General features: G+C 29.1%; 10 protein-coding genes. 4 read left to right on the forward strand and 6 right to left on the reverse strand.

Annotated features, from left to right (window positions below; genetic code table 11):
* The 4 genes from AB1Z17_RS00920 to AB1Z17_RS00935 all read right to left on the reverse strand — a co-directional run.
* Positions 1 to 353 (reverse strand): ATP-binding cassette domain-containing protein (locus tag AB1Z17_RS00920; protein ID WP_368049910.1); only part of this gene is annotated, 353 nt, incomplete at its 3' end.
* A 68-nt stretch (positions 354 to 421) separates the two neighbouring features.
* Positions 422 to 769, reverse strand: coding sequence for a carboxymuconolactone decarboxylase family protein (locus AB1Z17_RS00925; RefSeq protein WP_368049911.1), 348 nt, complete (start codon positions 767 to 769; stop codon positions 422 to 424).
* Complete coding sequence (gene tatC, locus AB1Z17_RS00930; protein WP_368049912.1) at positions 762 to 1,580, reverse strand: twin-arginine translocase subunit TatC; 819 nt, start codon at positions 1,578 to 1,580, stop codon at positions 762 to 764. The genes AB1Z17_RS00925 and tatC overlap by 8 nt, the downstream gene beginning before the upstream one ends.
* A 1-nt stretch (position 1,581) precedes the next feature.
* On the reverse strand, positions 1,582 to 2,547 hold the full coding sequence (locus AB1Z17_RS00935) for an SIS domain-containing protein (protein WP_368049913.1): 966 nt from the start codon (positions 2,545 to 2,547) through the stop codon (positions 1,582 to 1,584).
* A gap of 166 nt (positions 2,548 to 2,713) precedes the next feature.
* On the opposite strand from AB1Z17_RS00935, the gene AB1Z17_RS00940 reads away from it, so the two are divergent.
* Both AB1Z17_RS00940 and AB1Z17_RS00945 read left to right on the forward strand, forming a co-directional pair.
* Positions 2,714 to 4,912: a RecQ family ATP-dependent DNA helicase gene (locus AB1Z17_RS00940; RefSeq protein ID WP_368049914.1), complete on the forward strand. Its 2,199-nt coding sequence runs from the start codon at positions 2,714 to 2,716 to the stop codon at positions 4,910 to 4,912.
* Between the two features lie 256 nt (positions 4,913 to 5,168).
* Positions 5,169 to 6,347: a hypothetical protein gene (locus AB1Z17_RS00945; RefSeq protein WP_368049915.1), complete on the forward strand. Its 1,179-nt coding sequence runs from the start codon at positions 5,169 to 5,171 to the stop codon at positions 6,345 to 6,347.
* 180 nt (positions 6,348 to 6,527) lie between these two features.
* On the opposite strand, the gene AB1Z17_RS00950 is transcribed toward AB1Z17_RS00945, so the two are convergent.
* Positions 6,528 to 7,202, reverse strand: a complete 675-nt coding sequence (locus AB1Z17_RS00950; protein WP_368049916.1) for a ZIP family metal transporter — start codon at positions 7,200 to 7,202, stop codon at positions 6,528 to 6,530.
* Positions 7,199 to 7,927: a class I SAM-dependent methyltransferase gene (locus AB1Z17_RS00955; protein ID WP_368049917.1), complete on the reverse strand. Its 729-nt coding sequence runs from the start codon at positions 7,925 to 7,927 to the stop codon at positions 7,199 to 7,201. The genes AB1Z17_RS00950 and AB1Z17_RS00955 overlap by 4 nt, the downstream gene beginning before the upstream one ends.
* A 249-nt stretch (positions 7,928 to 8,176) precedes the next feature.
* On the opposite strand from AB1Z17_RS00955, the gene AB1Z17_RS00960 reads away from it, so the two are divergent.
* Together AB1Z17_RS00960 and AB1Z17_RS00965 are read left to right on the forward strand one after the other, a co-directional pair.
* Positions 8,177 to 9,388, forward strand: a complete 1,212-nt coding sequence (locus AB1Z17_RS00960; RefSeq protein ID WP_368049918.1) for a class I SAM-dependent RNA methyltransferase — start codon at positions 8,177 to 8,179, stop codon at positions 9,386 to 9,388.
* A gap of 221 nt (positions 9,389 to 9,609) precedes the next feature.
* A partial coding sequence (locus AB1Z17_RS00965) for a quinone-dependent dihydroorotate dehydrogenase (protein WP_368049919.1) occupies positions 9,610 to 10,223 on the forward strand: 614 nt, incomplete at its 3' end.

Consider the following 10,223-nt stretch of genomic DNA (forward strand, 5'->3'; position numbering starts at 1 on the left):
GATTCTAATTTTTCTTTTTGTTCCTTTTTAGATAGATTCGTAAACTGTAGTACAGACATAATATTATCTTCAACAGATAATTTTCTAAAAACAGAAGCTTCCTGCGCTAAATAACCAACTCCTTTTTGTGCTCTTTTATACATTGGAAAATCAGTAATCTTTTCATCGTCCAAGTAAATTTCGCCTTCATTTGGTTTTATCATTCCAACAATCATGTAGAAAGAAGTAGTTTTTCCAGCACCATTTGGGCCTAATAAACCTACAATTTCTCCTTGTTCAACTTCAAGAGAAATTCCATTTACAACATATCTACTCCCGTATTTTTTCTTAATATTTTCTGCTCTTAGTTTCATATTTTCCCATCCTTAATCCTTCCCAAAGAGAAGGAGATTAAATTTTAATATCAATTATCAATTGTTAATTATTCATTTAATTCCAGTTCTTCCCAAAATTCATAAGCTTTTCTTAAATGTGGAATTACAATTGTTCCGCCAATTAAAGTAGCTATTGATAATGTTTCCATCACTTCTTCTTTGGAGATTCCTTCTTTATAACAGGATTCTAAATGGTATTTTATGCAATCGTCGCACCTTAAAACAGCAGATGAAACTAAACCCAATAGTTCTTTTGTTTTAACATCTAAATGACCTTCTTTAAAAGCATTTGTATCTAAATTAAAAATACGCTTTATTACTTTATTGTCATCAGCTAAAATTTTATCGTTCATCTTTAAACGATATGCATTAAATTCTTCAACTTGATTAGGCATTTTGTTTACTTCTTTTAAGTTCTCGTTTTATTACAATTTTTGAAATATAAATACTTACTTCATATAACAGAAGTATAGGAATTGCCACTATTATCTGGCTAATAATGTCTGGAGGAGTTATTACTGCTGCTAATACTAATACCAAAACAAGAGCGTGTTTTCTGTATTTTCTTAAAAAATCGGGAGTAATTAACCCCATTTTAGTTAGAAAATACATAATTATTGGCAATTCAAAAATAAATCCGGAAGCCAATAAAGAAGAGCGTACCAAAGATATATAAGAGCCAATTTTAATATTCCTTTCAACGGCATCACTTATGGAATAATTTCCTAAAAAGTTTACAGAAAGTGGTGTTACAACATAGTACCCAAATAATACTCCTATAAAAAATAAGAATGATGATATAATTATAAAACTTTTAGCACTTTTTCGTTCTTTTTCGTACAATCCAGGACTTATAAATTTCCAAACTTCCCAAATAATAAAAGGAAAAGCAAGAATAAAACCAACAGTAATAGAGGTCCAAATATGCACACTAAATTGTTCCGCCATTGCTAAACTTTGAAATGTAAACGGAATATCTTCAATACAAAGTCCTTCTGTTCCAAAAAATTGTGAAACTTTACAAAATACTCGGTACGTTAAAAAATTTGCATCTTTAGGAGCAAATAAGATTGTATTAAAAATAAAACCTTTCATTACAAAAGCAATAGTTCCGAAGAAAAATATTGCCATACTAGATCTTACAAGATGCCATCTTAGCTCTTCAACGTGGTCTAAAAACGACATTTCTTTTTCTACTTTCGCCATTTTAAAAAATTCCTTCTTTTAATAAATCATGCAAATGTACAACTCCTACGTATTTTGTGCCATCTTCTACTAAAATTTGAGTGATATTATTATTTTCCATAGTTTCTAAAGCTTGAATTGCCATAGCATCAACTGAAATAGTTTTAGGTTTTTTACCCATAATATCTTTTGCTAAAAGGGCACTAATATCGGTATTATCTTTTAACATACGTCTTAAATCTCCATCTGTAATAATACCAACAATTTTATTATTTTCAAGCACAGCAGTAGTTCCTAATCGTTTTTTAGAGATTTCTATAATAACATCTTTTATAGGTGTTGTTGGTGCTACTATTGGTAATTCGTTATTAGAAATTAAATCGTGTACTCTTAAATATAATTTTTTACCAAGTGCGCCACCTGGATGGTATTTGGCAAAATCTTTACTGGAAAAATTATTTTTTTCTAACAAACAAACAGCCAATGCATCACCAATAACTAATTGTGCAGTTGTACTTGATGTTGGTGCTAAATTATTAGGACAAGCTTCTTTTTCTACATAAGAGTTTAAAACAAAGTCAGCATTTTTCCCTAAATAAGAGTCTATGTTTCCAGTAATTGCAACTATTTTATTACCATAATTTTTAATTAATGGCACTAAAACCTTAATTTCTGGTGTATTTCCGCTTTTAGAAATACATATAACGGTATCGTTTTTTTGAATATTTCCTAAATCTCCATGAATTGCGTCTGCCGCATGCATAAAAATAGCCGGTGTGCCGGTAGAATTTAAAGTGGCTACAATTTTTGTAGCAATATTGGCGCTTTTGCCAATGCCAGTAACAATAACTCTTCCTTTAGATGTTAATATATAATTTACGGTTTTTGTAAAATCATCATCAACAAAATTTATTAAATTCGCAATTGCTTTGCTTTCTTCAATAATTGTTTGCTTTGCAATATCAATAATTGTATTTTTATTTTTCAAAAGATTTAAGTTTTACTATTAAAAAAAAGTTTTATCTTTAGTTTCAAACAAAAATATATTTATTTAATTAGAAATTGAATAAACTATTAAAAAAATAAAAATTTGAATTGGATTTTTAACATATTAAATGCAATCTTATTTTTTAAATGATAATCAATTATAAGTGATGAGTGAGAAAAGTGTTGATTTACACAAAGAATTAAAGAACTATTTTGGTTTTAATAAATTTAAAGGTTTACAAGAGCAAGTTATAAAAAGTTTAATTGAAGGAAATGATACTTTTGTAATAATGCCAACTGGTGGTGGAAAATCACTTTGTTATCAATTACCAGCTTTAATTAAAGAAGGTACCGCAATTGTTGTATCTCCTTTAATAGCTTTAATGAAGAATCAAGTCGATGCCATTAGAGGTATTTCTGCTAACAGAGGAATTGCGCATGTGTTAAATTCTTCATTAAATAAATCTGAAGTTGCTCAGGTTAAAAGTGATATTGAAAGTGGAATTACTAAATTATTATATGTAGCACCAGAATCTTTAATAAAAGAAGAGTATATAGATTTTTTAAAAAATCAAACAATTTCTTTTGTTGCAATAGATGAAGCACATTGTATTTCAGAATGGGGTCACGATTTTAGACCGGAATATAGAAATTTAAGAACCATTATAGAAAAAATAGATAAAGTTCCAATTATAGGTTTAACTGCAACTGCAACAGAAAAAGTACAGGAAGATATTCTAAAAACTTTAGGAATGTCCGATGCTAAAACATTTAAAGCATCGTTTAACAGGCCTAATTTGTTTTATGATGTTCGTCCAAAAACACCAAATGTAAATTCAGATATAATTAGATTTATTCGTTTACATATGAATAAATCGGGTATTATTTATTGTTTAAGTAGAAAAAAAGTTGAAGAAGTTGCACAGGTTTTACAAGTTAACGGAATAAAAGCAGTACCATATCATGCAGGTTTAGATGCAAAAACAAGATCTAGACATCAAGACATGTTTTTAATGGAAGAAGTAGATGTTGTTGTAGCAACTATTGCTTTTGGAATGGGAATAGATAAACCAGATGTTCGTTTTGTAATCCATCATGATATACCAAAAAGTTTAGAAAGTTATTACCAAGAAACTGGACGCGCTGGACGTGATGGAGGAGAAGGGTATTGCTTGGCATATTATTCGTATAAAGATATTGAAAAATTAGAAAAATTCTTGTCTGGGAAGCCAATTGCCGAACAAGAAATTGGAAACGCATTATTACAAGAAGTTGTTGGGTACGCTGAGACTTCTATGTCCCGAAGAAAATATTTATTGCATTATTTTGGTGAAGAATTTGATGAAGTTAATGGCTTAGGTGCAAATATGGATGATAATGTTGTGAATCCAAAGAAAAAGCACGAAGCGAAAGACGATTTAAAATTATTATTGGAAGTTGTAAAAGAAACCAACGAAAAGTATAAATCTAAAGAAGTTGTAAATACACTTACCGGTAAAGTAAATGCCTTATTAAAATCGCATAAAACAGATCAACAACCATTTTTTGGATCAGGTGCGAAACATGATGGAAAGTATTGGATGGCACTTATTAGACAAGCATTGGTTGCTGGTTTTATAAGAAAAGAGATTGAGCAATATGGAGTTGTTAAAATTACTGAAGCTGGGGTCAATTATATTCAAAATCCTACAACTTTTTTAATGACTGAAGATCATAAATATGATGAAAATGATGATGCAGCCATTATTTCAAATGCAAAAAGTAGTGGTGCCGCTGCCGATGAAACATTAGTAAAATTGTTAAAAGATTTACAAAAATCTGTAGCAAAAAAGAATGGTGTTCCTCCTTATGCTGTTTTTCAAGAACTGTCTTTAGAGGATATGGCTTTAAAATATCCAATTACTATAGATGAATTAAAAAATATTTATGGAGTTGGAGAAGGTAAAGCTCGAAAATTTGGAAAACCATTTATTGAATTAATAGCAAAATATGTTGAAGAAAATGAGATTATAAGACCAGATGATTTTGTTGTAAAAAGTACAGGTGTTAATTCTGGTTTAAAATTATATATTATTCAAAATACAGATAGAAAATTACCTCTTGAAGATATTGCAAAATCTAAAGGTTTAGAGTTTAATGAGCTTATTGAAGAAATGCAACGCATTGTATATAGTGGTACAAAAATTAATATTGATTATAGTATTGATGATCTGTTAGACGAGGATCAGCAAGAAGAGATTTTTGAATATTTTATGGAAGCGGAAAATGACAGTATTCAAAAAGCTTTAGATGAATTTGATGGAGATTACGACGAAGAAGAATTGAGATTAATGCGAATTAAGTTTATAAGTCAGGTTGCAAACTAAAATTACCTTTATCAATTGATTAAGTAATTATTAAATCTACTTAATTATATCTAGCATTAAAATAAAAAGGCTTTCATATTTCCATATAATTTTAATGTTAATTTAGAATTTCATAAAACATACAAACCCTTATTTTTAAGGGTTTTTTTTATGCCCATTTTTCTTAATCTTTTTAAATTTACCAGTCATTTAAAACAAATCTTTGTTTATAAATAACGCAGTAAATATTAATAATTATAGTTATAATTTTTTTTTAATGAGTGCTTTAAAATCAATAAAACAATCTAACTTTTTAGAACAAAGACGTTATGAAGCCATTGTGTTTTTACTTGTATTTTTTGGAATATTTGGATACATGGGATCAACTATGGGAGTTTCAAATATGTTAAATACCATTATGAATACCGCTTGGGATTTACTAATGAATACCGTATTTTATATTATGGGAATTACCGTTTTGTCTGGTGCATTAGGTAAATTATTAATAGAATTTGGAGTAGTACGTTTATTAGAAATAGTTTTAGCTCCTCTAATGCGTCCCTTGTTCAATTTACCTGGAGTTGCATCCTTAGCCGGTGTTTTAACTTTTTTATCAGACAATCCAGCAATTATAAGTTTATCAAACGATAAGAATTTTAATAAATACTTCAAAAAATTTGAACTTATTTCATTAACAAATTTTGGAACTGCTTTTGGAATGGGGTTAATTGTAATAACATTTATGTCTACATTAAAAATCCCAGGAAACACAGATAATTTATTCATTGCAGCAATGATTGGTCTTTTTGGAGCATTAATGGGAGCAGTAATTTCAACTCGTTTAATGCAATATCTTATTAAAGGTAAAATTAAAGAAACTGCTAATGATTCAGTTCAGAAAATTGAAGAAAACATAAGTTTTAAGAGTGAAGGAAGTGTATTTATTAGATTTTTAAATTCAATTTTAGACGGAGGAAAATCTGGAGTAAGTTTAGGTTTGGCAATTATCCCAGGAGTTTTAATAATATCAACAATGGTTATGATGTTAACTTTTGGGGTTAAAGACGCCGCACTTGGTTATCAAGGTTTAGCCTATGAAGGTGTTCCATTATTACCAGAATTAGCAGGAAAAGTTTGGTGGCTTTTTGAAGGGTTGTTTGGATTTAAAAACCCAGAGTTAATTGCGTTTCCAATAACTTCTTTAGGTGCTGTTGGAGCTTCACTTTCTTTAGTTAAAGCATTTATTGCCGATGGTATTGTAACGGGAGATACTATTGCAGTTTTTACCGCAATGGGAATGTGTTGGAGTGGTTATTTAAGCACACATACCGCAATGTTAGATACTTTAAAATTTAGAGAATTAACTTCAAAAGCATTAATGTCTCATACTATTGGAGGAATTTGTGCAGGTGTAGTAGCGCATTATTGCTATGTTGCAGTTCAATATTTTATATAGGCAATCTCATTTATTATTAACAAGTTTATATTATCAAGCGTTTTAGATAGCCAAAATTTAATCGTTGTTCGTTACATGAATCTTTTTTGATTCTTGTTATACCTACTGAGATAAATACCTGTTTTATGCTGTATTGATTCCTGACTTCTTAGGAATTATTAACCGCTTGATTTAAAAATACTAAGCCAAATAGGCTACAACCATACCTATTAATATTGCAATAAATTTATAAAGATTAAATTTATGATCTTTAGAGGTTTCAAATAAAATAATGGTCGAAATGTGTAATAATACACCAATTACTACTGCAGTAATTTCGGTTTTATAAGTCACTAAAAATGGGATGTTTCCTCCTGCTAAACTTCCTAAAGGTGACATTACCGAGAATACCAATAAAAATAAAACAGCATAGAATTTAGGAATGTTTGATTTCACAAAAAAGGTTCCTAAAATAATTGCAATCGGCACTTTATGAATCACAATTGCCCATAATAAATGGTCGTGATGGTGATGGTTGTGACCTAAAGGAATACCTTCCATAAATGCATGAATTCCTAAACTAATAAATAATCCCCAAGGAAAATCAATGTTTTCTTGGATATGAATGTGTCCGTGTTCGGCTCCTTTCGAGAAAAAATCTAAAATTAATTGCAATAAAAGTCCGGAGAGAATAAACAACCCAATATTTCGATTATCTGAAACATACACTTCTGGAAATAAGTGAAGTATAGTAATAGACAACAAGTATGCACCACTAAATGCTAATAATAATTGTACCGTTTTTGCGCTGGGTTTTAGTCCAAAAACAATTACTATTCCAATTAAAACGGATAAAATAAGGGCAATATATGTCATTCTAAAACTAAAATTAAACGATCTGAAGTATTCTCATTAAACGCTTCTAACTGATAATTTCCAAAAGTATGTTTTATTTTAAAGCCAACAGAATCTAAATATAAATTTATTTTTGTTAAATTTAAGCATTTTACTTTTTCAAAATGGGTGTGATGTTCACCATCAGCATCAAAATTTATTTCTTTAACAATAAACCCGTTTTTTACATAGCGTTTTATATTAAACGTAATTCCATCAATTATTTGAATTTCATCCGGCACTAAATTTTTAATTACCTTTTTAGCATTCATAAAATCTATAATGGCAATTCCGTTTGAACTTAATCCGTTTTTTATATTATTTAGAACCTTAATATCTTCATTATCATCTTCAAAAAAGCCAAAACTGGTAAACAAATTTAAAATTACATCAAATTTAGACTGAAATGAATTTCGCATATCGTGTTCTTCAAAATGCAAATTTTTATTTTCAAATTCTTTTGCAATAGCAATACTGTTTTTAGATAAATCTGCTCCAACTACATTGTATCCTATTTTGTTTAAAAAAATGGAATGTCTCCCTTTTCCACAAGCTAAATCCAATAATTTTGCTTCTTTCTTTATAACTAAAAAAGAAACTATGTTTTTAATAAATTCTTGTGCTTCGGTATCGTCTCGGTGCTTGTATAAAATGTGATAATAACTGGTGTCGAACCAAGAAGCAAACCACGCTGTTTTTTTATTCATAATTTTAAAATGGGAACAAAAATAATCATTTGAAATTGTTTTGTTGAATTAAAGACAATAATTTTATTTAATGTTATTTAAAAATAGAAATTTATACACAACTGCTATTTCTCTAAACTTTTTTAACTTTCAATTTTTCCACCTAAACCCCTTCCAACAAATCATCAATTCTAAATTTAAAATAACTTCGTTAAAAAAACTTGTAACAGTTTCTTTATTATTTAAGTACTTTTGCAAAAATTAAAAGATATGTATCATAATTTTAAAATGGTTGCCACCACAATGTTTGGTTTGGAAGAAGTTTTAGCGACCGAACTAACTAATTTGGGAGCTCAAGATGTTGAGGTTGGCGTAAGAAGCGTTTCATTTGTTGGAGATAAAGGTTTTATGTACAAAGCGAATATTGCGCTGCGTACTGCAATTAGAATTTTAAAACCAATTAAACGTTTTAAAGTTTTTGATGAAGACGATTTGTATAAAAAAATTCAGCAAATAGAGTGGGAAAAATATATGACGGTCGATAGTACTTTTGCTATTGGTGCAGTTGTGAATTCTAAGAATTTTACTACAAACTCGCATTATATTTCATTAAAATCTAAAGATGCTATTGCAGATTATTTTAGACATAAATACCATAAAAGACCTAATGTGGACGTAAAGCATCCAGATTTAAAAATTCATGTTCATATTCAAAAGGATTTATGTTCCATTTCCTTAGACAGTTCGGGAGATTCTTTGCACAAACGTGGGTATAGAAACTTAACCAATATTGCACCAATTAATGAAGTTTTGGCGGCTGGTTTGGTGTTACTTTCTGGATATACGGGCGATTGTAATTTTATTGATCCAATGTGTGGTTCTGGAACAATTTTAATTGAAGCTGCAATGATTGCGAATAACATTCCGGCAAATATCAATAGAAAAGAGTTTGGATTTGAAAACTGGGAAGATTATGATGAAGATTTGTATTTTAAAATTCAAGATGTACTTTTAAAGAAAATAACCAATTCTCATTTTAAAATTATGGGATTTGATAAAGCTCCTTCCGCAGTTAGAAAAGCAAAAGAAAATGTTGAAAACGCTAATTTATCCGAGTTTATAGGTGTGCATCATATAAATTTCTTTAATTCAGCTAAAGAAGTTTTTGGTAAAACAACCATTTTATTCAATCCGCCTTATGGAGAACGTTTAGACGTAGATATCAATCAATTTTATAAAAATATTGGAGATACTTTAAAAGGTGGTTATCCAGATTCTACTGTTTGGTTTATTACTTCAAATAAAGAAGCAATTAAACATGTTGGTTTAAGAACTTCAAAAAGAATTCCTTTAAAAAATGGTGATTTAGATTGTGTTTATGTGCGTTATGATATTTATGAAGGAAGTAGAAAAGCCAAAAAACTTAAGAATAATAATGAAGCTGATCCAGAAACTGATACAGAAGCAGTTGAAGAAAGTTAGAAGGACAGTCTGATTGTTCGTAGAGAGTTGTAAATTTTAAAAGTCCCTAATTCTTAGCTGGTTCCTGAGCGGAGTCGAAGTAATATTTTAGAATCACATAATTATTGAAAAAGTGCAAAAAGAATGAGACCCAGAAATAAATTCAGGTGATATAATTTGATTTTTGCAATTATTTCTTTTCAATCAAAACGCTTTTATTAATTTTGCACAAACATAACTCTATGTATAAAATTATTATCCGTCCTTTATTTTTTCTTTTTGATCCAGAAAAAATCCATCATTTTACTTTTTCATTAATTAAAATTCTTTCAAAAATACCAGGAATTCCAGCTATTTTTAGAAGTTTATATCAAATTAATGATAAAAAATTGGAACGAAAACTATTCGGATTAACATTTAAAAATCCAGTTGGCTTAGCCGCAGGATTTGATAAAAATGCAGTTTTGTATAATGAATTGTCTAATTTTGGTTTCGGGTTTATTGAAATTGGTACAGTAACACCAAAAGGCCAAGCAGGAAATCCGAAAAAGAGAATTTTTAGATTAAAATCGGATAATGCAATTATTAACAGAATGGGGTTTAATAATGAAGGTTTACAAGCTGCAATTCAGCAATTAAAAAAGAATAAAGGAAAACTTATAATTGGGGGTAATATTGGTAAAAATACCGATACAATGCCAGATGGTTATACGGCAGATTATTTAAAATGCTTTTCAGAATTACACCCTTTTGTAGATTATTTTGTGTTAAATGTTAGTTGCCCCAATGTTGGAAGTCACGCAAAATTAACCGATAAAGATTATTTAATTGAATTAATTACAACTGTTCAAAAATC

The organism is Lutibacter sp. (assembly GCF_040883305.1).
Lineage (GTDB): Bacteria > Bacteroidota > Bacteroidia > Flavobacteriales > Flavobacteriaceae > Lutibacter.

Coding starts and splice junctions, on each gene's coding strand:
- AB1Z17_RS00945 (WP_368049915.1), top strand. CDS start 5,169: ATGAGTGCTTTAAAATCAATAAAACAATCTAACTTTTTAGAACAAAGA.
- AB1Z17_RS00950 (WP_368049916.1), bottom strand. CDS start 7,202: ATGACATATATTGCCCTTATTTTATCCGTTTTAATTGGAATAGTAATT.
- AB1Z17_RS00925 (WP_368049911.1), bottom strand. CDS start 769: ATGCCTAATCAAGTTGAAGAATTTAATGCATATCGTTTAAAGATGAAC.
- tatC (WP_368049912.1), bottom strand. CDS start 1,580: ATGGCGAAAGTAGAAAAAGAAATGTCGTTTTTAGACCACGTTGAAGAG.
- AB1Z17_RS00940 (WP_368049914.1), top strand. CDS start 2,714: ATGAGTGAGAAAAGTGTTGATTTACACAAAGAATTAAAGAACTATTTT.
- AB1Z17_RS00955 (WP_368049917.1), bottom strand. CDS start 7,927: ATGAATAAAAAAACAGCGTGGTTTGCTTCTTGGTTCGACACCAGTTAT.
- AB1Z17_RS00960 (WP_368049918.1), top strand. CDS start 8,177: ATGTATCATAATTTTAAAATGGTTGCCACCACAATGTTTGGTTTGGAA.